Annotated in this window: 25 protein-coding genes; 7 read left to right on the forward strand and 18 right to left on the reverse strand. The window is 49.3% G+C overall.

Translation table 11 applies throughout. The features are described from left to right. The first annotated feature begins 92 nt into the window (after positions 1-92). Positions 93-293 (forward strand): hypothetical protein, encoded by a 201-nt coding sequence (locus tag BBB58_RS12930; protein WP_074037621.1) that lies wholly within the window; start codon positions 93-95, stop codon positions 291-293. Between the two features lie 41 nt (positions 294-334). Here the strand turns inward: BBB58_RS12930 and BBB58_RS12935 are convergent, their stop codons facing one another. Together BBB58_RS12935 and BBB58_RS12940 are read right to left on the reverse strand one after the other, a co-directional pair. Continuing rightward, complete coding sequence (locus tag BBB58_RS12935) at positions 335-1114, reverse strand: sulfite exporter TauE/SafE family protein (RefSeq protein ID WP_074037622.1); 780 nt, start codon at positions 1112-1114, stop codon at positions 335-337. 33 nt (positions 1115-1147) lie between these two features. Continuing rightward, positions 1148-1522 (reverse strand): rhodanese-like domain-containing protein, encoded by a 375-nt coding sequence (locus BBB58_RS12940; RefSeq protein WP_074037623.1) that lies wholly within the window; start codon positions 1520-1522, stop codon positions 1148-1150. Between the two features lie 115 nt (positions 1523-1637). On the opposite strand from BBB58_RS12940, the gene BBB58_RS12945 reads away from it, so the two are divergent. The 3 genes from BBB58_RS12945 (at position 1638) to BBB58_RS12955 (ending at position 4554) form a co-directional block, all read left to right on the forward strand. Beyond that, positions 1638-1934, forward strand: coding sequence for a rhodanese-like domain-containing protein (locus tag BBB58_RS12945; RefSeq protein ID WP_015881009.1), 297 nt, complete (start codon positions 1638-1640; stop codon positions 1932-1934). A gap of 31 nt (positions 1935-1965) precedes the next feature. Beyond that, entirely contained in the window at positions 1966-3366 is a 1401-nt protein-coding gene (locus BBB58_RS12950) for an MBL fold metallo-hydrolase (protein WP_074037624.1), read from the forward strand. A 66-nt stretch (positions 3367-3432) separates the two neighbouring features. Then, the gene (locus tag BBB58_RS12955; RefSeq protein ID WP_074037625.1) at positions 3433-4554 is read left to right on the forward strand and encodes a TlpA family protein disulfide reductase; all 1122 of its coding nucleotides are present in this window, start codon (positions 3433-3435) and stop codon (positions 4552-4554) included. A gap of 41 nt (positions 4555-4595) precedes the next feature. On the opposite strand, the gene nfsA is transcribed toward BBB58_RS12955, so the two are convergent. After that, entirely contained in the window at positions 4596-5345 is a 750-nt protein-coding gene (nfsA, locus tag BBB58_RS12960; RefSeq protein WP_015881006.1) for an oxygen-insensitive NADPH nitroreductase, read from the reverse strand. Between the two features lie 170 nt (positions 5346-5515). On the opposite strand from nfsA, the gene BBB58_RS12965 reads away from it, so the two are divergent. Continuing rightward, positions 5516-6409, forward strand: coding sequence for a DNA/RNA non-specific endonuclease (locus tag BBB58_RS12965; RefSeq protein ID WP_074037626.1), 894 nt, complete (start codon positions 5516-5518; stop codon positions 6407-6409). An 83-nt stretch (positions 6410-6492) separates the two neighbouring features. Here the strand turns inward: BBB58_RS12965 and BBB58_RS12970 are convergent, their stop codons facing one another. Together BBB58_RS12970 and BBB58_RS12975 are read right to left on the reverse strand one after the other, a co-directional pair. After that, complete coding sequence (locus BBB58_RS12970) at positions 6493-7962, reverse strand: catalase (RefSeq protein ID WP_031421259.1); 1470 nt, start codon at positions 7960-7962, stop codon at positions 6493-6495. An 83-nt stretch (positions 7963-8045) separates the two neighbouring features. Beyond that, a complete protein-coding gene (locus BBB58_RS12975; protein ID WP_074037627.1) occupies positions 8046-8642 on the reverse strand; it encodes a DUF2238 domain-containing protein in 597 nt (198 codons plus the stop codon). A gap of 155 nt (positions 8643-8797) precedes the next feature. On the opposite strand from BBB58_RS12975, the gene BBB58_RS12980 reads away from it, so the two are divergent. Further along, entirely contained in the window at positions 8798-9211 is a 414-nt protein-coding gene (locus BBB58_RS12980) for a VOC family protein (protein ID WP_074037628.1), read from the forward strand. Between the two features lie 38 nt (positions 9212-9249). On the opposite strand, the gene BBB58_RS12985 is transcribed toward BBB58_RS12980, so the two are convergent. The 11 genes from BBB58_RS12985 to BBB58_RS13035 all read right to left on the reverse strand — a co-directional run bounded on the left by BBB58_RS12985 (position 9250) and on the right by BBB58_RS13035 (position 15996). After that, positions 9250-9975 carry a class I SAM-dependent DNA methyltransferase gene (locus BBB58_RS12985; RefSeq protein WP_074037629.1) on the reverse strand — a complete coding sequence of 242 codons (726 nt, stop codon included), beginning with the start codon at positions 9973-9975 and terminating at the stop codon, positions 9250-9252. After that, positions 9975-10322 (reverse strand): ribosome silencing factor, encoded by a 348-nt coding sequence (gene rsfS, locus BBB58_RS12990; protein ID WP_015881000.1) that lies wholly within the window; start codon positions 10320-10322, stop codon positions 9975-9977. The genes BBB58_RS12985 and rsfS overlap by 1 nt, the downstream gene beginning before the upstream one ends. A gap of 10 nt (positions 10323-10332) precedes the next feature. Next, on the reverse strand, positions 10333-10890 hold the full coding sequence (gene yqeK, locus BBB58_RS12995) for a bis(5'-nucleosyl)-tetraphosphatase (symmetrical) YqeK (RefSeq protein ID WP_074037630.1): 558 nt from the start codon (positions 10888-10890) through the stop codon (positions 10333-10335). After that, positions 10880-11449: a nicotinate-nucleotide adenylyltransferase gene (locus tag BBB58_RS13000; protein ID WP_074037631.1), complete on the reverse strand. Its 570-nt coding sequence runs from the start codon at positions 11447-11449 to the stop codon at positions 10880-10882. Before BBB58_RS13000 ends, yqeK begins: the two co-directional genes overlap by 11 nt. After that, positions 11446-11742, reverse strand: a complete 297-nt coding sequence (gene yhbY, locus BBB58_RS13005) for a ribosome assembly RNA-binding protein YhbY (protein ID WP_015880997.1) — start codon at positions 11740-11742, stop codon at positions 11446-11448. The genes BBB58_RS13000 and yhbY overlap by 4 nt, the downstream gene beginning before the upstream one ends. A gap of 6 nt (positions 11743-11748) precedes the next feature. After that, the gene (aroE, locus tag BBB58_RS13010; RefSeq protein WP_074037632.1) at positions 11749-12534 is read right to left on the reverse strand and encodes a shikimate dehydrogenase; all 786 of its coding nucleotides are present in this window, start codon (positions 12532-12534) and stop codon (positions 11749-11751) included. Then, positions 12531-13643 carry a ribosome biogenesis GTPase YqeH gene (yqeH, locus tag BBB58_RS13015; protein ID WP_015880995.1) on the reverse strand — a complete coding sequence of 371 codons (1113 nt, stop codon included), beginning with the start codon at positions 13641-13643 and terminating at the stop codon, positions 12531-12533. Before yqeH ends, aroE begins: the two co-directional genes overlap by 4 nt. 133 nt (positions 13644-13776) lie before the next feature. Further along, positions 13777-14403, reverse strand: coding sequence for a YqeG family HAD IIIA-type phosphatase (locus BBB58_RS13020; protein ID WP_074037633.1), 627 nt, complete (start codon positions 14401-14403; stop codon positions 13777-13779). 125 nt (positions 14404-14528) lie between these two features. Beyond that, entirely contained in the window at positions 14529-15308 is a 780-nt protein-coding gene (locus BBB58_RS13025; RefSeq protein WP_074037634.1) for a phosphatidylserine decarboxylase, read from the reverse strand. Further along, positions 15305-15727 carry a thioredoxin family protein gene (locus tag BBB58_RS13030; RefSeq protein ID WP_031421245.1) on the reverse strand — a complete coding sequence of 141 codons (423 nt, stop codon included), beginning with the start codon at positions 15725-15727 and terminating at the stop codon, positions 15305-15307. Before BBB58_RS13030 ends, BBB58_RS13025 begins: the two co-directional genes overlap by 4 nt. Positions 15728-15801: 74 nt before the next feature. Further along, positions 15802-15996, reverse strand: coding sequence for a YjzD family protein (locus tag BBB58_RS13035; protein WP_015880991.1), 195 nt, complete (start codon positions 15994-15996; stop codon positions 15802-15804). Between the two features lie 162 nt (positions 15997-16158). On the opposite strand from BBB58_RS13035, the gene BBB58_RS13040 reads away from it, so the two are divergent. Then, positions 16159-16971: a Cof-type HAD-IIB family hydrolase gene (locus tag BBB58_RS13040; protein WP_074037635.1), complete on the forward strand. Its 813-nt coding sequence runs from the start codon at positions 16159-16161 to the stop codon at positions 16969-16971. Positions 16972-17020: 49 nt separating this feature from the next. On the opposite strand, the gene BBB58_RS13045 is transcribed toward BBB58_RS13040, so the two are convergent. Further along, on the reverse strand, positions 17021-17869 hold the full coding sequence (locus BBB58_RS13045; RefSeq protein ID WP_031421243.1) for a YitT family protein: 849 nt from the start codon (positions 17867-17869) through the stop codon (positions 17021-17023). Between the two features lie 146 nt (positions 17870-18015). Beyond that, positions 18016-20313: a glycoside hydrolase family 65 protein gene (locus tag BBB58_RS13050; RefSeq protein WP_074037636.1), complete on the reverse strand. Its 2298-nt coding sequence runs from the start codon at positions 20311-20313 to the stop codon at positions 18016-18018. Positions 20314-20411: the final 98 nt, after the last annotated feature.

The raw sequence follows: 20411 nt of genomic DNA on the forward strand, positions 1-20411 counted from the left end.
CTTCCCAAGAAGCTCCCCCTTCAATTTGCGAAGCAAATAAGTGGCGAGTAGTTCACGCTATTCTTAAGTTATAACGATCAGTAAAGGGTGTGATGTTTTTGTACCTAACAATCGGATTAGCCTTGCTCGTCTGTTTGATTGCAATGATTTTCACTATTATGGTCGGGCTCGGGAAAGACCGCTCCACGTACAGTCAAAAGAAGAGCTGGTCGATGGTATCTTGGCTCTACATCATCTTGCTCCCTGTCTCGTTCATCGGACTCGGACTCCTCTACTATTTCATTACGAAATAACACAAAAATCACGATGCCAGCATATAGGCATCGTGATTTTTTTATGCAATCAAGTCACTCCAGATTTTGATGGTACTCGCCAAGATGAGTAGCGCTAAAATCCATTGGAGTGCTTTTGTATTCATATTCTTTCCGACATTCGCCCCGATTGGAGCGGCAATCAGGCTCGCGATAATCATAATGATGGCCGGACCCCAGACAATTTGATCGGTGATGATCTTACCGAACGTCGAGCCAATCGACGAGATGAAGGTGATGGCGAGAGAACTCGCAATCGCCATCTTCGTCGGGATGCGTAAGACGACAAGCATGATCGGCATGAGAATGAAGGCTCCCGCTGCCCCGACGATTCCTGCGGCGATTCCTACAATGAAGGCAGAGCTTGCTGCAATCACTTTGTTGAACCGGACTTGGTCGAGTGGCATATCGTCCACTTGTGGCTTCGGCAAGAACATCATGATTGTGGCAATCGTTGCGAGTACGGCATAGACGACATTGATCATCACTTCCGAAAGAATCGTCGATCCGTATCCACCGATGAAGCTACCAATTAATACCGACACCCCCATGTAAAGAATCAACTGCTTGTTTAAGTATCCACCTTTACGATAAGCATAAATCCCCCCGATTGTCGCAAAGAATACTTGAATTGCACTGATTCCGGATACTTCATGCGCGCTGAAAGCCGCGAACCCTAGAATTGGTGGAATGTATAACAACATCGGATACTTGATGATCGATCCACCAATCCCGACCATCCCAGAAATGAACGACCCGATAAATCCAATTAGAAAGATTGTAATGATAAACCCGAACTCCATATAGACTCCTCCATTTGCTTTCGTCTTCTCTACTTATTCAATCGATTGCCAAGCTATCATCCCGCCTGATACGTCATAGATTTCCGTATAGCCGGCATCCTGTAATTGACTAGCCGCCTGGGCACTTCGGTTACCGCTCCGACAGATTACATAGATTGGTTCGTCTTTCGGATAAGGCAGTTGATTTGCATCTAATGAAGAAAGTGGTGCGTTCACCGCCCCTTCGATATGCCCCCCCTCGTATTCAGACGATTCTCGTACGTCAAGGAGCGTTATTTCCTCGTTTTCCAATTTGTTTTGTAGAGTTTTAACGTCAATTTTCTTAATTCCATCCTTTCCTGATGTGATTACAAAGATAAAAATCGCTATTAAAGCCAAAACTCCGACAAATAAGGAAATTCTCTTCATGTTTTCCCCTCCAATTCTTTTCACTTGCGCTCATTATACCTTAGGGGGTATATTAAAGCCAACGAAACATTCTCGTTGCCAAAAACCTTAACCATGAAAAGGAGATCACAGACTCATGAAGACGATTACGACTACTGAATTAGAAGCGTTACTTCAAGCTGACGACTCACTCAATCTCATCGATGTACGAGAGGTGGATGAATATGCTGGAGGTCACATTAAACAAGCGAAAAACGTACCACTTTCTGAATTCGGGGCAAAAGTCGATGAGCTCGATCGCTCTAAACCGATTCACGTCATTTGCGCAGCCGGTGGACGCAGCATGAACGCATCTGCTTATCTTGACTCACTCGGATTCGACGTCACGAACGTCGACGGTGGGATGATGAGCTGGCAAGGCGAAGTCGAATAAACGATTACTTTACTCATAGGAGGAAATTTATATGCTATTACGTTATTTTTATGATGAGAAACTAGCACAAGCTTCATATATGGTCGGTTGCCAAATGACGGGAGAAGCGATCGTCATCGATCCGGCCCGTAACATCGAGCCTTATCTTCAAGAAGCGAAAAAAGAAGGCATGAACATCGTCGCAACGGCAGAGACGCATATCCATGCGGACTTTGTGTCCGGTTCACTCGAACTCGCGAAGCGCACAGGTTCGAAAGCCTATCTATCAGACGAAGGTGATGCTTCTTGGAAGTATGCATTCGCGAAAGAAATCGACGCACAACTCGTCAAAGAAGGCGACACGTTCAAGATCGGAAACGTGACACTCGAAGTCATGCACACACCTGGTCACACACCGGAACATATTTCGTTCCTTCTTTATGACCGCAACCAGACACAACCGATGGGGATCTTCACAGGAGACTTCGTCTTCGTCGGAGATATCGGTCGACCTGACCTTCTCGAAGAAGCAGCCGGTGTGAAAGGAACGACGGCAATCGGTGCGGAACAAATGTTTGATTCACTCAAAAAATTCATGGCACTTCCTGACTTCGTTCAAGTCTGGCCAGGACACGGCGCAGGTAGTGCTTGCGGGAAAGCACTCGGTGCGATCCCCACATCGACGGTCGGTTACGAGAAAGCGACGAACTGGGCGCTTCAAATGACGGACAAAGATGCCTTCATCAAAGAATTGACGACGGATCAACCAGAACCGCCGAACTACTTCGCCATGATGAAGAAAGTAAACAAAGAAGGCATTCAAGAGACGACGGACATCGCTCGTCCTGAAGTCGTCGGGTCGGACCGGCTTGATACACTCGTCGAAGAGACACAGGTCGTCGATACACGTAAAGGTGAAGATTTCGCAAATGGTCACGTACCAGGGACAATCAACATCCCTTACAACAACAAGTTCGTCTCTTGGGCAGGCTGGCTCGTCAACTTCGACAAAGACATCACGATTATCGCAAGTGCAGAAAACGTCGATCAAGTACAAACGGACCTCCAATCAATCGGTCTCGACCGTCTTCGCTTCATCGTCCCAGTCGAAGAACTCGATGCATCACTTTTGACGGAAACGTATACGGACGTGACGGCAGAAGAAGCGATTGAAGCTGCTGAAAAAGGTGACGTGTTCGTCCTCGACGTTCGAAACGCGACAGAATGGAACGCGAGCCATTACGAAAAGGCAGAACGTATCTTGCTCGGTAAGCTCGCACGTGACCACGAAGGTCTTCCGACAGACAAAACGATTGCGGTGCATTGTGCGTCAGGCGTCCGTTCACGCATGGCGGCAAGTATCCTTCAATCGCTCGGCTACAAAGATATCCACAATATCCTCGGTGGCTACGGCGCGATGAAGACTGTCTTGAACGCTCAACAAATCAAGTAATGCTATACTGACTATGAATATGGCGCCCGCTTCGAGAGGGGCGCCTTTTGTTTAGGAGGGAAAGACGTGGTCGCCATCGGTCCACTCAACATTCGTTTCGATTTACTCATCTTTTTACTAAGCCTTGCCGTCCTTTACGGCATCTTCCGCTTTCTCGGATTGTCGAGTAAACAGCGTGAAGCCGTCATCGGGACATGGTTCTATGGTTTTCTTGCCTGGAAAGGAAGTGCCATCGTCATCGGTCTGTTAACGACACGTGACCTATCGCTCGCTCTTTACGCCACAGGAGGCGTATGGTCTCAATGGATTGCGGCCGCAATCGTCATTTGGTTCGTCTATCGACTCGATCGAGACCTTTTAGGATATTGGATGCTCAGCGGGCTCCTCATCTGGCTCGGGATGACGCTCGCGGTTCCCGTATACGGGACGATTTTGAACCTTTCCGACCAGCCGATTCATCTATGGAGCGCCATTCTCATTCTTCTGCTACTTGGAACGACGTGGCGCTGGATGCATGAACCGACTCGTGGACACATTCTTTGGACAGTATGCGGTGCATCCGGCATCTGGCTAGTTATGTCATATGCGGTCGGACAGATTCAATGGTGGATGATTGTCATCGCCCTCGTCCTATTCAGACTTTCGCTCTATGTCGCCTGTCCTTCAAAAAAAGCGATTCAAGTTAGTATCGGAGTCCTCGTCTTGCTTGCGGTCGTGAATGCTGCTCTACCGGAACGCGCGACACAAACGATCACGACAGAGACGGCATCGACCGGTTTGAACATCGGGCAAATCCCCCCATCGTTTAAGTTACAACGAACCGACGGGAGTACGTTCGACTTAGCATCGTTACGCGGTCAACAAGTCGTCGTTAACTTTTGGGCGTCCTGGTGCCCGCCTTGTCGGGCGGAGATGCCGGATATGGCGGTGTTCGCGAAAGAACGAGACGACGTGACGATTGTCGCCGTCAACACGACGACGAGCGAACGTGACCCGGACGATGCCATCTCGTTCGTCGAACCGTACGAAGACGCGTTTACCGTCGTCTATGACCGTGACGGTCAAGTCGGAGATGCGTATCGGATTCAGGCGATGCCGACGACATATGTGCTCGATGAATCCGGTGTGATCATCGCGAAACAATTCGGTGCCATCGACAAGAATTGGCTCGACGCCCAATTGAATTGAACATGACAAAACCGCCGACAGTGATTTGTCGGCGGTTTAACTTATTGCTTCAAATAACCTTGTGCTTTCAAAAAGTCTTTGACGTCAAGACGCGTCGATTTTGACAACATGCGCCCCATTTGACCAGTCCACGTATCTTTACGCGGGTTCGATCCACGGACCATGTAGTAATCGTGGATTAACGCATCGTAATCGGAAAGGGACTGCTTGATCCGTTCTGGATTCGCTTCATACGTATTTTCATGGTAGACATGTTGGAACGGTAAGCGTGGTTTTTGATCCTCGACTGAGGCCGGTACACCGACGGCCATGCCGAAGAGCGGAATGACCCGTTCCGGTAATGCGAGCACTTCTTTCACCGCAAAGAGGTCGTTCCGAATGCCACCGATATAACAAATTCCGAGCCCCATCGACTCTGCCGCCACTGCTGCATTTTGAGAGGCAAGTGCAGCGTCGATCACCGCGACAAGCAACTTCTCATCCGTCTCAAGTGTTGAGGACACTTCTGTTTCTTGCAGTTCACCAATCACTTCATGGCGGTGCAAATCCGCACAAAAAACGAAGAAGTGACCGTTCTCGACGACATAGGACTGGTTGCCCGCAATCTCGGCAAGTCGTTCCTTTTTCGCTTCATCGGTCACCCCGATGATGGAGTAGGCTTGGATAAAGCTCGACGTCGATGCCCGTTGTGCGCTCTCGACGATGGTTTGGATCTGTTCGTCTGTCAATTTCTCGTCCGTAAAATCGCGGACGGAACGGTGTTTCAATAAGGTCTCAATCACTTCGTTCATACGTTCTTCCCCCTTTTTTTCAATCTTGGCATAAGCTCTCTGAATCCACAAATGAGAGGAATCCATCGAGCACATTTTGAGGGAGGACGCTCAAATCTCGTCTTCTTATGCTATCATTATAAGCTACATAGTAAATACGATAGTGTAACTTCGAATAAGGAGCGAGATAGATGAAAAGAATACCATTTTACATCCCATTCCTACTTGGGATGCTATTCCTCTCAGGCTGCACGGATGCCGACGTGAGTGTCTCGACGTCGACGTCAACCGAAGAAACAGTGGAAAAGGAACCTTTACAAGAGGAACAAACCACCGAGCCCCCTAAATCTGAAGGCGATGTATTTGAAGGCTATACGAAGATCGAGGTCGATGGCGGCGATCAGTCCGGCACACGGGAGGCGAATGTCGTCGTTGATATCGGCTTTGGCGACCGAGAGTACTGGGCGTTCACGAACGAACACGGTCAACTGGTTCGCGTGATTGCTGATGAGATCATTCTTCAAAACGACGAGACCGAAGACGTCAATTCTTCAGGACGCTATTATGCAGACGAGGCGAAAGTTCCGGGTGTCGAAGACCCGAACCTCGACGAAGGCCATATCATCGCCGATTCACTTGGCGGTGTCTCGAACGCCTATAACATCACGCCACAAAACAGCGCACTCAACCGTTACGGCGACCAGGCATTCATGGAAGATGTCATCCGGAAGGCTGGCGGGGCGAAAGACTTCGAAGCCATCATCACCTATCCGAACACGACGACTCAGATTCCTTCCCGCTACCAATACACGTATACCGTACGGGGCAATACGGTCACCGATACGTATGATAATGTGGATCCGGAGGAAGTGAACGAATCGCTCGGGTTGACGGATGATTCCCCTCCTGCAGTGACGACGGAACCAGTCGAGGAACGGGAATTATCCGATATCGACCTTGACGGAAACGGACAAGTGACAATCAAAGAAGCAAAGAACGCCGGATTCGAGATGCCGATCACGCGTGACCATTGGCTGTATCAATACATGGACGACCGAGACGGTGACGGGATGGTCGGGGAATAACTATGACGAACGAGACGTTTCTCCACGAGAGAGGCGTCTTTTCGCATAGAAAAAAACCGCGGTGTAAGACCGCGGTTACGTGTTTAGTTCGACATTTGATTCAAGAATGGTGCGAGATCGACGTTCAACTCTTTCGAGAGACGCTCTCCGAGTTCACGGTCCGCACGATAGAAGTTGCAGATCAAGAGGAGAACGGTCTTCTCGTGACGAACTTCTTTGATATGCGCCACGAGGTTACGAACGAGTGCATCCTTCTCTTCCTGAGAGTAGCGACGATATACCTCTCCGGCTTGACCGAAGTCGTTCGTCTTCTCAATCTTCTGACGACCCGTCACGCCTGTGATCGGTTGCGGCGTCTCGATATAGTCCGCATTCGGCTTCGGTGCGTCTTCGTAACGGTTCGGCTCGTAGTTGACCGGGCTCGTCTGTTGCTTGAACGGCATCGCCCCGTCACGCTGGTTGTTCGCGACTTGAGCGAACGGGCAGTTGATCGGGAGTTGGAGATAGTTCGGTCCGATGCGGTAACGTTGCGTATCCGAATACGAGAAGAGTCGTCCTTGGAGCATCTTGTCTTCTGACGGCTGGATCCCTGGTACGAGGACGCCTGGGTTGAAACCGACAGACTCAGTCTCGGCGAAGAAGTTATCGACATTTTTGTTGAGGGTCATCGTTCCAACCAATTGATACGGGATGACATCTTCGAACCAATCTTTCGTCGCATCGAGCGGGTCGAAGTCAAAGTTGTCCATGTCCGCTGGGTCGAGAATCTGTACATATAGATCCCATTCCGGATAGTCTCCATTTTCAATGGCGTTGAACAGATCACGTGTCGCATGGTTGAAGTCTTCTGCTTGGATTTTCGCCGCTTCTTCCATCGACAAGTTTTGAATCCCTTGCTTCGGTACCCAGCGCATCTTTATGTACACCGTGTTGCCGAATTCATTCACCCACTTGAAGGAATGGACGGATGACCCTCGCATGTGGCGATACGATGCTGGGATTCCCTCGTCACTGAAGAGATGCACGAGCATGTTCGTTGATTCCGGTGTGAGCGACATGAAGTCGAAGAAGCGGTCCGGGTCTTGAAGATTCGTTTGTGGGTCCGGCTTGAGCGAGTGAATCACGTCCGGGAATTTAATCGCGTCACGGATAAAGAAGACCGGTAAGTTGTTTCCGACGAAATCATAGTTCCCTTCTTCCGTGTAAAACTTGACGGCGAAACCGCGTGGGTCACGAAGCGTCTCCGGTGAACCTAATCCGTGGATGACGGTCGAGAAGCGCGCAAACACAGGCGTCTCTTGCCCTTCTTCTTGCAAGAATGCGGCTTTCGTATAGCGTTTCATACTATTTTTTACAGTGAAGACACCATGCGCCCCTGCGCCTCTCGCGTGAACGACACGTTCTGGTACTCGTTCACGATCGAAATGCGCTAATTTCTCAATTAGTTGGTAGTCTTCGAGAAGCGTCGGGCCCCGACGACCCGCAGTGATGGAGTTGGCGTTATCCCCGATTGGTACGCCTTGGTTAGTAGTTAGTTGACGGTGTTGATCCATATGATTGCCTCCCATTATTTATAATCATTACAATCTTGATATTAATCAAAGATTAGAATGATTACAAATAAAAAGCTCGTGAATCACGAACTTTTTTTCATATGTCTCTTTTGTTTGGATTTTTCACGTTGATGGAGCGTCACGACGAAAAATGCTGCCAAGATACCGCCTAGGGACCCCGCGATGATGTCGACCATCGTATCGTCATTCCCGTTCCCTTGCATCGTCGTGTTCAGGACGACGTCAGATGTGAATTCATACATCTCCCAAAGCGCCGCCCCAGCCATGGAAAAGACGACAATGTATACGAACAAAAATCGTTTCGGGATCTCGGTCCGAATGTCATCATCGAGCCTACTGAAGAAGTCGAATCCAAGGAATGCGAGAAAGATTCCGCTTAAGAGATGAAGGAACGTGTCCCACCATCCATTCCCGTATAGTCCGACAATCGATCCTAAATACTGGGAGGCAAACAAGAACAGGATATACGCCACCTTCATCTTGCCATCGAGTTCTGTTTTAAACGTCTTTTCAATGAAGAACGGGATGAGCCCAGAAATGATTCCGGCCCCCGCTACACTCGCATCGAACCATGATTCTTCAATGATTGATGTGATAAGTATGATCGCCATGAACAAGACGAATCCAAATTCGAGGATACGTCCTTTCGTGAGCTTCATGATGCTTCGCCTTCTTTCGTCTAGTTTGTTCTCTATATGCTCTATTCCCAACTCTCAATCGTGTTCAACCACACAATTGAATTTAGTTGGACTCTCTTGCTATTTACGAACATACGTTCTATAATTAATATTATGAATTCGAGGAGGAACTTGCTATGCCGATCAATCCGTATCTCAACTTTAATGGGAATTGTCGAGACGCCGTAACCTTTTATGCCGATGTGTTCAACCACGCCGCTCCAGACATTATGACGTTCGGTGATCAACCTGGTCCAGACGGTCAACCGGTGCCGAGTGAAATGGCCAATCTTGTGCTGCATACCCGACTCTCGGTTCACGGCTCATCGCTCATGTTTTCTGATGCGATGCCTGACGGACCGGTCACATTCGGGGACAATGTCACGCTCGCTGTCGTCACAGACGACCTCGAGGCCATCCATCGTGAGTTCGAGGCGCTCTCTGTGAACGGACGTGTCTTGATGCCGCTTCAAGAGACGTTTTGGAGCAAGGCGTACGGCATGCTCGAAGACCAGTTCGGCGTCCAGTGGCAGTTCAGCCACGAAGCATAACGACAAAAATCCCCGATTCGTCAGAATCGGGGATTTGCTTATTTTTGGGCAACGAAGAAGATGCGCTCGGCATCCGCTCCTGGTGCATGTTCGGTGAAATCAGAGGTGACCGATTTGACATGGAAACCGGCACCAATCAACCATTGCATGTACTGCCCTGGTTCATACGTCCGTTGTTCATGTGTCTCCTCAATTCGTTCATACGTCCCATCTTCAAGCGCGACGAAGAACGTTAAGTCATGAACGACCGACAGCGGGGCTTCTCCCGGGTCGGCAAACCAAATATATGAGCAATCTTCTCCGTTTGACGCATACGTCTTTTGGTTGAAGAGCGTCTGCATCTTGTTCGGAGCATGGACATCAAAGATGAACAAGCCGCCTGGTTTGAGTTGATTGTAGACAGATTCAAACGTATCAATCACGTCCGCCTCGTCTCGCAAATAGCAAAGGGAGTCGCAAAGAATCGTCACCGCATCGACCGGTTCCGGTAACTCCAACTCACGCATATCCTGTTCCCAAAGCGGCAACTCGATTTCGGCCTCGAGCGCCTTTTCTTGTGCGACTTCGAGCATCGACTCGGATAAGTCGATCCCCATGACATCGTAATATTCAGCGAGGCGAATCGTCGCTGATCCGGTCCCGCACCCGACATCCGCGAGTGTCGCGCCATCTTGGACGTGACGACGCACGAAAGCGACCCACTCATCATACGGCGCGTCTTTCATCAACTCGTCGTATACATAGGCGAATCCTTCGTAAGCCATTAGCCGACTTCCACTTCGACGTGTGGCGCGTCAGCCCACAATTTCTCTAGGTTGTAGTAATCACGGTCATCACGATGGAAGATGTGGACGACGACGTTCTCGAGGTCAGCGAGGACCCAACGTGCCGTGTCCATTCCTTCGAACTTGTGGAGTGGTAAGCCGTTTTCGCCAGCAACGTCTTTGATTTCACGTGCGATCGCTTCGACTTGCTTCTCCGAGTTTCCGTGACAGATAACGAAGTAATCCGCGATTGGCGAAATCCCTTCCATGTCGAGTACAACGATTTCCTCGGCACGTTTATCGTCAGCCGCTTTAACAATCAATTCTAATTCTTCTCTTGCAGTCATATTGACCCTCCTAAGGTATATTCACAAAATCGTTATACGTTTCAATCGTCAGTGGAAAAATACGCACCGACTTCTTCAATAAAAATTCAATCGTTTGTTTCAGTGTCGCGACAACCGCCGCTTCGAGCGAACGCTCCACTTCTGCCCGCAACCGGTCGACGCCGGGATAATCCCGATTCGGTTCGATGGCATCAGCCACGAACAGAATTTGGTCGAGCCGAGACATCCCGGGCTCTCCCGTCGTATGATTCCGAATCGCCGAGAGCACCGCGTCATCCAGGTCGTATTGACGGGAAAGTAAAATCGCACCGACCGGCGCATGAAGTAGTTCGTCCCCGTACTCAAGTAGATTCGGGTCTAACCCTTCTTCCACGACGACTCGACGCATTTCTTCGACGTCAAAGTACTTCGCATAATCATGAAGCATGGCAGCAAGACGAGCCTGTTCGACCTCTTCACCGAATTGAATCGCCATGCGTTCCGCCGTCTCGACGACACCGAGCGTATGGATATAGCGTTTTTCTGGCAGCGTCTGTTTAATCAACTCGTGCGCTTCTTCAAACGTCATACAACTTATGCTCCTTCACATACTCCTCGACTGGCGTCGGGACAAGATATTTGATGGATTTGCCTCGTTTCGCCCGTTCCCGGATGTCCGTCGATGAAATCTCGAGTTGCGGCATGTCAATCGCGTGGACGTCTGCCTTCTCCGGAATCAAATAACGTGTCCCTGGCCGTGCGACCGCACCGAACGTGACAAGACGGATGAGCGTCTCATAGTCATACCAGGATTCGAGCGAAACGAGTGAATCGGCACCAATCAAAAAGTAGAATTCATCATTCGGATACTGTTCGATCAGCCGTTTCATCGTCTCGACCGTATAAGACGGCTCACTCCGTTCAAACTCAATCAAGTTCAACTTGAAGTCGGACTGATTTTGTATGGCGCGTCGCGTCATCTCGATTCGGTGGTCTGCCGAGCTGAATCCGACCTTATGTGGTGGAATCGCAGCCGGCAGGAACCACACCTCATCAAGTTCAAGCTGTTCACGCGCTTGTTCCGCGATTAACAGATGTCCGAGATGCGGCGGGTCGAATGTTCCGCCCATCAAGCCGATCCGGCTCATGGGAGTTTGATTTGGCGATTTTCTTTCTCGGTCGCCTCTTTGTACAAGACGATGACTTTTCCAATCACTTGAACGACTTCAGCCTGTGTGCCTTCAGCTAACTCACCAGCGACATCTTTAGGCGTGTCCATGCAGTTTTGAAGTACTTGAACTTTAATCAATTCACGTTTCTCGAGTGCGTCCGCGATATCTTTACACATCGCTTCGCTGACTCCATTTTTCCCAACTTGATAGATTGGTGAAAGATGGTGCGCTTCTGCGCGTAAAAAGCGTTTTTGTTTACCTGATAACATAGTATATTATTCCTCCAATAATCCTTCGATTAACTTTTTTCCAATGGTTTCGTCCGGTTTCACGCCCGTCCATTTCTCGAACGAGAGCGCGCCCTGCCCGACGAACATGGCTACACCTGTCACAACTTTGGCTCCGCGACGTTTCGCTTCTTGAAGCATCGGGGTGACAAGTGGACGATATATGATATCACAAACGACCGTGTTTTGTCGTAATCCTTCTAATGAAAGTGGTGTCGATCTCTCGTCCATCCCGACAGAAGTGGTCTGAATAATGACATCATATCGAGAGACGTCCATCTCATCAAACGTCGTGTAGACGACTCCGAACGTGTCGGCGAGCGCTTTTGCCCGTTTCACAGTTCGATTGACAATCGTCACGTCACGCGTCGGGAGAGCTTGGACAATCCCCCGAGCCGCTCCTCCGGCACCGACAATCAGGACACGCCCTGTAAAGTCTGTGTATGGCATCAGCGCTTGGACAAGACCTGTCCCGTCCGTATTCGTCCCGATAAGTCGCCCGTCTCGTTTATACACCGTATTGACGGCTCCAGCATGTTTCGCCGCTTCGTCAAGGTCATCGAGATACCGAACGACCACCTCTTTATAGGGAATCGTGACATTGAATCCATCCCAGTCCCCTTCTCGCATTGCCGCAAATAAGGCTGGGAGTTGATCTGGTGTGGCATCGATGGTCTCATAACGCCCGAAAAGCCCAGACGCCCTCAACCACTGCTCGTGCAGTTGGGGAGAGAGCGAATGAGCAATCGGGTGACCGATGACGGCCAGATTCATACGAGCGCCTCGCGAAGTGTGACTGCGACGCCTTTTGGAGCCCATGCTGCGATACGGCCACCTTTTCCGTGAATCGCGACCCAACCGAGACCACTGAACACGATATCCGTTTTCACGCCGTCCCGTAAGCTGAACTCATGACGGACGAGTGGCGGTAAGATTTCGAGTGTCTTCTCATTCGGCGGGTTGAGCATCTTCCCAATATGTTGGTCATAGAGCTCATCGGCACGTTCGAGTTTCGTACGGTGTGCTTTCAATTCATTCGACATATAAATGACGAACGATCGCTTATTTCCTTCAAGATAATCTAAACGTGCCAATCCGCCGAAATAGAGCGTTTGCTGCGGATTCAACTGGAACACGTGCGGCTTGATTTCTTTCTTCGGTGTGATCGTCTTCAAATCTTTCGCATCGACATAGTGTGCCATTTGATGACGGTTGATGATTCCTGGTGTGTCGTACAAGTTCGCATCATCGTCGAGCGGAATGTCGATCAAGTCAAGCGTCGTTCCCGGGAAATGACTGACGGTGATGATGGCTTCATCCTCTTCACCGAAACGTTTGATCACCTGGTTGATGAGTGTCGACTTCCCGACATTCGTACAACCGACGACAAAGACGTCTTTGCCTTTGCGGTAGTACTCAATCTTTTCAGCGAGTTCATCGATGCCATGTCCTTTTTTCGCACTGATCAAATGAACGTCGATTGGGTTCAAGCCGAGTTCTTTTGCCTCTGCCTTCATCCAGTTCGCCATCCGGTTCGGGTTGACCGACTTCGGTAACAAGTCGACCTTGTTTCCGACTAACAGTACCGGGTTCGACCCGACTGAGCGTTGAAGACCCGGAAGCCAACTGCCATTGAAGTCGAAAATGTCGACGATTTTGATGACGAGTGCTTCTTTTGAACTGATACCATTCAAGATGCGCAAGAAGTCATCATCTGATAACTCCACATCTTGAACTTGGTTATAGTGCTTCAATTTGAAGCAACGTTGGCAAATGACAATCTCACGGTCAAGTGCCGATTTCGGTGCATAGCCGACCCCGTTCGGGTCTTCCGTTTGGATGGCTACGCCGCACCCAGCGCAATATCGTTTTGTTTCTTCCATAGTTATACTTACTGCCGTTCAGGTTTCCCCTTCTTCATTCACCGTAGCACCTCGCTGCTACTCCTGAAGCGTTAATTCCGACGCCTTGCTCGCCGTACATGGGCAGCCTCCTTCTTCCTGTGCGTTCGAGGTCTTATTCATCTTTTTTATGTGAATCTTCGGAACGTGGATGCATGGCCTCACCGATTTTTTCAGCGACCGCGACTTTTGCCCGTTGTGCGTCAACGGCAAGTTCTTCCACCTTTTTCGTGATCAATACATACTTCCCACGACGCTTCATATGGGCGAAGACCACTTTTTCGAGCATCCGGTTAAATTTCGTGACGAGTCCGTCCGTTTTAACGACCGGTTGCACATGAACGACATGAATGCCCGCCATGTTTGCCCCGAGAACGTCTGTAAACAGCTGGTCCCCTAAGAAGATGGCTTCCTTCGGCGAGTACCCATATTTCGAGAGTGCCGCTTTAAATCCAGATGGTAATGGTTTTCTAGCACGAGCGACATAATGAAGGCCGAGCGGCTCCGTAAATGTTCGTACACGATTCTCGTTATTATTTGATACGACAATCACATCGAAACCGTATGATTTCACTTTTTCAAGCCACATCAATAAAAGCTCTGGCGCATGTGGGACGTCCCACGCCACGAGTGTATTATCAAGGTCCGTCAAAATAACGCGCACCCCACGGTCTTTCAATTCTTGTAGGTCGATGTCAAACACAGACGCGACGAACTGTTTCGGATAAAGTCGATTAAACACGTAAAATTCCTCCAATTAGCTAAACGATTCAACTACTTATACAAGTATTGATATCCCTTCTATGGTAAACGAAAACCGACCAAACGACTAGTCTATCGTTCGGTCGGAAGAAAATTGACACAAAATTAGTTGGATTTGATTGTCCCGATGACTTCACCGAGTCGAACCGGACCGATCTTTTCACGGTCCATTTGAATCGTATCCTTCTCAAAACAAAGGACGACGGTCGAACCGAACGAGAAGTATCCCACCTCTTCTCCTTTGCCCGCCTGGTCTCCTTCGAGCGTCCACTCAATCGTGTTGACGTTCAAGGCACCGACCATGATATGTTCGTACGTTCCGGCCGGGCTGTCAAAGCGCGTCACGCGACGGTAGTTGCGTGAGAGCGGTCGAACCGTCTCCGTCAATCCGATTTCATTCACCGGTGCCGAACGGTCCCCGAGCTCATAGTGACTGAGCACACGACCAGAGAGCGGTGTGTGGACGCGGTGATAATCGCGCGGACTGAGGTAGAGAACGACGACCGTCCCCCCTGCATAACGTCTTGCTTCTTGTTGAGAACCGAGTAACTCCGCAAGCGTATACGACTGACCTTTCACCTCGAAACGACTGTCTTCTGAAATCGATTCGATGACCGATAGCTTTCCATCACACGGTGATACGAGAGTATCAGACGACTCATCAATCGTACGTGCTCCAGGCTTCAAGTGACGGGTAAAGAACGCATGCAATGATGGATAGGCAGCAAACGGTTGCTCTGCCTCTTCTACCGCAATGTCATATACTTTTGCAAACGATGGAATCAAGTGACGACTCACATCTGATTCTGCGAAACGCTTGAGGCGTGTGGCGATCCAAGGCGAGGCGTTCAGCTCAAATAACGTTTGGTAGAAACGACGCTTCATTCCTCTTTGGCCTCCTCATTTTTAAAGAACGTCTCATATTGTTGTTCAGAGACCGCTCCTTCAATGCGACCGACCTCTTTTCCATCTTCAAATCGGATGATAGTCGGCGTACCTTCAATCCCATACGTCGTCCATACGTTATGGTCAGCCAAGTTGATCGAGACCGCATCATATTCTTCGATGAGGGGTTCGACATAAGGCTTCACTTGCTCACAGTATTCGCAGCCCGTTTGCCAGAAGTAAGCGACGACTTCACCATCTTGGTCTAATTGTTGTTGCAATTCATCTGCTGTGACGGCGTTGACACCATCGTCAGTATTGTTTCCATTTAAAAAGTACAACAAACCGATTCCGATGACGATAATCGCACCGATAATGGCGAACGTGATAAAATTCGCGCGTTTTTCAGGGTTTTTCATATGTGTGATCCTCCTCTATGTTGGATAAAGAAAAAAGACTGACTCATGCACGAGTCAGTTTGATTGTAGACGGCTTACTTCTCTTGTGCAACGTCGCTGATTCCCATGTCTTGATTCAAGACATCGAGAATTGCAACGAAGATTGTGATGGCCACGCCAAATCCTGTCGCGAGCATCGCGTTGAACTCTACACCATCAACGGCAGAAATGATAAATACCGCTGTATTTGAGAGCACAATCGCCCAGATCAATGTCACTAAATAACGCATTGAACGTCCCCTCCATCTCACAGATGATTCGTAAAAATTCATACGACATTAGTATAGCATTGTTCGAATAGAATATGCGACTTCGATTGTATATTCTTTCCGTCAAATCGAAAAATGTGATACGGTCGTAGAAACATCATTGTGAAGAAAAGAGGATGACTGATGTCACGTTATTTAATCGCAGTCGATTTAGATGGAACGTTATTAAGAGATGATAAAACAATCAGCGAACGAAACCTCCGCGCTCTTCAAGCAGCGCGTGAAGCTGGTCATGAAGTCATGATCGCCACAGGGCGTCCAAAGCGCCATTCGATCATGTATTATGAGCAAATGGGATTGACGACGCCACTCGTCAACTTCAACGGTGCGCTCGTACATCACCCGAAAGATGCGAACTATGCGGTGACACACCGACCGATTCCGCTCAAGACCGCCCATGACATCATTGAAGAAGTAGCGGATACGAAGGCACACAATATCGTCGTCGAAGTGACGGACCACGTCTACTTCCAAAAAGACCCGCAAGAGTTCTATAGTCCATATGCAGAACGTGCGCTCAGCGTCACATCAGGTAACTTGTTGAAGCATTTGCAGGACGAGCCGACGTCCTTATTGATTCATGCGACAAAAGATCACGTCGCGCACGTCCGCACCCAACTCGACGACATTCATGCGGAGGCGGTATTGAACCGTCAGTGGCGTATGCCCGAACATATGATTGAAGTCATGAGCAAAAACACATCGAAGGCACTTGGGCTTCAAGAGGTCTCGAAGCACTTAAACATTGACCGGAAGCACATTATCGCGTTCGGTGACGAAGAGAACGACCTCGAGATGCTCGACTATGTCGGTACCGGTGTCGCGATGGGGAACGCCATCGACCAATTGAAGAATGTAGCCAACGAAGTGACGGCTTCAAATATGGATGACGGGATCGCCCTCTTCTTGGAAGAGCGACTTGGCATCAAGGCATAACGAAAGCACCGACTTAGAAAAGTCGGTGCTTTTTGTGATTCATTCATGTTTAGCGACGGAACGTCCCTTCGACGTCCTCTGTCGGTAAAATATTGATCCAAACCGATGGGTCTGCATCCTTACAGATGCGCGTGATCTCACGCACCTCGTGTCGTTGCGCGACCATCATGAGCGTCGCTTTCTCGACTTTCGAGTACGTCCCGATTGCCGGCATGAGCGTGATCCCGCGGAACACGTGTTGATGTAGTTCCTTTGTCACCTCGTCCGGGTGATTCGTCACGATGAAGAGCGTTTGACGTTGTGTATTCGTGTAAATCTCATCGATGACTTTTGACGTCACATACAAGAAGACGATCGTATAAAGCGCTGTCGGCCATCCGAACAAGGCACCTGCTGCGAGGGCAATCATCATGTTCATCAAGAAGAGATAGACCCCAACCGAGTTGTTCGTAAACTTCGCGAGAATCAGCGCAACGATGTCAAAGCCACCCGTCGAGGCTCCATACCGAATCGTGATCCCCGAGCCGATTGCCAAGAGCACACCGCCAAATACAGCGTTCAAAAGTGGATCGTCCGAGAGAAGCTGCGATTGCGGAAGCAAACGAATGAACAACGTGACCGAGGCGACACTGACCAGCGTATGGATCATCATGTTCCGCCCGAGCATAAAATAACTGACGACGAGCAGTGGTGCGTTCAGAATAAAGAACCAGAGTCCTTCCCCTAATTCAAGCGGTGTACCCTCTAACAATTTCGTCAAGATTTGGGCAAGACCCGTAAATCCTGTCGAATAGACGCCAGCTGGAATTAAAAATAATGTCATGGATAAGGCAACGAACAATCCTCCGATGATCGAGACAACCCCGATTCGTGTATGTTCTTTAACGGCTTCCGTCAAGCTTCAACTCCCCTTTCTCAAAATAGCTAAGAATCAAGATAACATAGATTATTCATGCTGCATACAGCAAATATGCAGGAAATCCGATAAGTTTTTCACACAAAAACAAGCCGACCGAGGTCGGCTTGTTCGTATGAAACGATTGGTCACGCTTTCACTGTCTCGATTGTAATCGATTCATTCGCAGGAACCGTTACCGGATTTCCATACACATGGATTGTCACGTCTGTACCACCTGTTTGCTTGATTGTCACTTGTTCACGTGATGATGTGACCGTCAAGTGATGGCCGCGCCAGAGCATATTGAACGAGTAACCGTTCCAATCTTTCGGAGTCATCGGGCTGAACGAGAGGTTATCCTCTTGAATGCGCATTCCAGCGAACCCATGAACGATGGACATCCACGAACCGACCATCGACGTGATGTGCAATCCGTCTTCCGTGTCATTGTTATAGTTGTCGAGGTCAAGGCGCGCCGAACGTTGGTACAATTCGACCGCTTTGTCTTCATAACCGACTTCTGCTGCAATGATCGAGTAGACACATGGTGACAAGCTCGATTCGTGAACCGTGCGTGGCTCGTAGAAGTCAAAGTTTGCACGTTTCTGTTCGACCGTGAAGCGGTCACCGAACGTATAGAGTCCTTGGAGGACGTCAGCTTGTTTTATAAAATTCGAACGAAGGATGCGATCCCATGACCAGTTTTGGTTGAGTGGAAGATGTTTCGGATCGAGGTCTTCCACCAAAATCTGCTCTTTATCCATGAATCCGTCCTGTTGCATGAAGACATCTGGAACGAGATCATCTTTTGGATAATACATCTTCGTTTGGATGTCCGCCCACTTCGCAAGTTCAGCGTCCGTGATGCCGAGTGTCGACACGAGCTCTTCGAGACGTGCAGGTTCTGCTTCTTTCAAGTAGTCGTACACTTCCTGCGTATATTCGAGCGTCCATGCGGCGATCAAGTTCGTATACCAGTTGTTGTTGACGTTGTTGTCATATTCGTTCGGACCTGTGACGCCTAGGATCATATACACGTCTTTGTGCGGGACAAAGTTGACGCGGCTAGCCCAGTAACGCGAGATCTCGACCAATACTTCCAATCCATATTGTCCAAGGTACGACTTGTCGCCTGTGAAGTTCGTATAGTTGAAGATAGCATGGGCAATCGCACCGTTACGGTGAATCTCTTCATGCGTGATTTCCCACTCGTTGTGGCACTCTTCCCCGTTCATCGTGACCATCGGATAAAGCGCGCCTTCCATACCGACATTCTTCACAGCATTCTCTTTTGCCTGTGGCAGTTGATTGTGACGGTATTTGAGCAAGTTCCATGAGACTTCTGGTTTGGCTGTCGCCAAATAGAAGTGGAGGCAGTAGGCTTCAGTATCCCAATACGTCGCACCGCCGTACTTCTCACCTGTGAATCCTTTTGGACCGATGTTAAGACGTGAATCTTCACCTGTATATGTTTGATACATGTTGAAGATGTTGAAACGGATTCCTTGTTGTGCCTCGATGTCTCCATCGATGCGAACATCCGCATCTTCCCAGCGTGCGAGCCATGCTTCCGTCTGTTCAGCGAGAAGTGTCTCAAATCCTTTTTCAAACGCCGCTTCGACACGTGTCATCCCAGCTGACTGCAATGCTTCAACCTCGTGGTCGCGGTTCGTGACGACCGACACATACTTGTAGGCTGTCGCTGTCTCACCGGCCGTTACGTTGACCGTGAATTTATTGGCAACAAACAAATCTGTCGCTTCAAGCACTTCACAACGAGCGCCTTCGACGTCCGCAATCATCGATGCCGTGACATGCCAGTCGAGTTTCTTCGTCTTCGTCGTAACGAAAGCGAAACGCTCTTCCACACCACGGTCGACCGGAAGCCAGAACTTCTCATCGTAGTTCGAGTCTTCGTTGACGACATCGCCATCTAAATATGGAGTGAACTCAATTTTTGCTTCGTAGTTGACTGGTGTGACGTTGTAACGGATTGCCAAGACTTCTTTATCCACGATCGAGAAGAAGCGGACGACTTGCACTTTCGTCTCTTCTGTCCCGTTCATCAAGGTGAACGTCCGTGTGAGGACACCACGCTGCATGTCGAGCTCGCGAGTGAAATCTTTCACTTCCCATTTTGCCAAGTCGACCGGTGTACCATTGATGACCACGCGGAGACCGATGACGTTTGTCGCATTCAACACTTTGGCAAAGTATTCAGGGTATCCGTTCTTCCACCAACCGACACGTGTTTTGTCCGGGTAGTAGACGCCCGCCACGTAGAATCCTTGGTGCGTATCATTCGAGTAATCTTCCTCAAAGTTTCCTCGCATCCCCATATGCCCGTTCCCGAGCGATGTGATGGATTCTGCAAGACGGTTCTCTTTCGGGTGAAGACCTTCCTCTGTTACTTTCCATTCATCGACTGCAAACAATCGTTTCATCTGTCTGCCACTCCTTTTTCTCTACAAGGCTACCTTCGACGGACAACTAGTTCATGCAACCGTTTGTCTATGAAAGCGCTGTATTTAATCTCACCTTT

The organism is Exiguobacterium profundum, assembly GCF_001909285.1.
GTDB classification, from domain to species: Bacteria; Bacillota; Bacilli; order Exiguobacteriales; family Exiguobacteriaceae; genus Exiguobacterium; species Exiguobacterium profundum.

Excerpts from the sequence above, each read along its gene's own strand:
- BBB58_RS12930 (WP_074037621.1), top strand. The coding sequence starts at position 93 with ATGTTTTTGTACCTAACAATCGGATTAGCCTTGCTCGTCTGTTTGATT.
- BBB58_RS12935 (WP_074037622.1), bottom strand. The coding sequence starts at position 1,114 with ATGGAGTTCGGGTTTATCATTACAATCTTTCTAATTGGATTTATCGGG.
- BBB58_RS12940 (WP_074037623.1), bottom strand. The coding sequence starts at position 1,522 with ATGAAGAGAATTTCCTTATTTGTCGGAGTTTTGGCTTTAATAGCGATT.
- BBB58_RS12945 (WP_015881009.1), top strand. The coding sequence starts at position 1,638 with ATGAAGACGATTACGACTACTGAATTAGAAGCGTTACTTCAAGCTGAC.
- BBB58_RS12950 (WP_074037624.1), top strand. The coding sequence starts at position 1,966 with ATGCTATTACGTTATTTTTATGATGAGAAACTAGCACAAGCTTCATAT.
- nfsA (WP_015881006.1), bottom strand. The coding sequence starts at position 5,345 with ATGAACGAAGTGATTGAGACCTTATTGAAACACCGTTCCGTCCGCGAT.
- BBB58_RS12965 (WP_074037626.1), top strand. The coding sequence starts at position 5,516 with ATGAAAAGAATACCATTTTACATCCCATTCCTACTTGGGATGCTATTC.
- BBB58_RS12970 (WP_031421259.1), bottom strand. The coding sequence starts at position 7,962 with ATGGATCAACACCGTCAACTAACTACTAACCAAGGCGTACCAATCGGG.
- BBB58_RS12975 (WP_074037627.1), bottom strand. The coding sequence starts at position 8,642 with ATGAAGCTCACGAAAGGACGTATCCTCGAATTTGGATTCGTCTTGTTC.
- BBB58_RS12980 (WP_074037628.1), top strand. The coding sequence starts at position 8,798 with ATGCCGATCAATCCGTATCTCAACTTTAATGGGAATTGTCGAGACGCC.
- BBB58_RS12985 (WP_074037629.1), bottom strand. The coding sequence starts at position 9,975 with ATGGCTTACGAAGGATTCGCCTATGTATACGACGAGTTGATGAAAGAC.
- rsfS (WP_015881000.1), bottom strand. The coding sequence starts at position 10,322 with ATGACTGCAAGAGAAGAATTAGAATTGATTGTTAAAGCGGCTGACGAT.
- yqeK (WP_074037630.1), bottom strand. The coding sequence starts at position 10,890 with ATGACGTTTGAAGAAGCGCACGAGTTGATTAAACAGACGCTGCCAGAA.
- BBB58_RS13000 (WP_074037631.1), bottom strand. The coding sequence starts at position 11,449 with ATGAGCCGGATCGGCTTGATGGGCGGAACATTCGACCCGCCGCATCTC.
- yhbY (WP_015880997.1), bottom strand. The coding sequence starts at position 11,742 with ATGTTATCAGGTAAACAAAAACGCTTTTTACGCGCAGAAGCGCACCAT.
- aroE (WP_074037632.1), bottom strand. The coding sequence starts at position 12,534 with ATGAATCTGGCCGTCATCGGTCACCCGATTGCTCATTCGCTCTCTCCC.
- yqeH (WP_015880995.1), bottom strand. The coding sequence starts at position 13,643 with ATGGAAGAAACAAAACGATATTGCGCTGGGTGCGGCGTAGCCATCCAA.
- BBB58_RS13025 (WP_074037634.1), bottom strand. The coding sequence starts at position 15,308 with ATGAAGCGTCGTTTCTACCAAACGTTATTTGAGCTGAACGCCTCGCCT.
- BBB58_RS13030 (WP_031421245.1), bottom strand. The coding sequence starts at position 15,727 with ATGAAAAACCCTGAAAAACGCGCGAATTTTATCACGTTCGCCATTATC.
- BBB58_RS13035 (WP_015880991.1), bottom strand. The coding sequence starts at position 15,996 with ATGCGTTATTTAGTGACATTGATCTGGGCGATTGTGCTCTCAAATACA.
- BBB58_RS13040 (WP_074037635.1), top strand. The coding sequence starts at position 16,159 with ATGTCACGTTATTTAATCGCAGTCGATTTAGATGGAACGTTATTAAGA.
- BBB58_RS13050 (WP_074037636.1), bottom strand. The coding sequence starts at position 20,313 with ATGAAACGATTGTTTGCAGTCGATGAATGGAAAGTAACAGAGGAAGGT.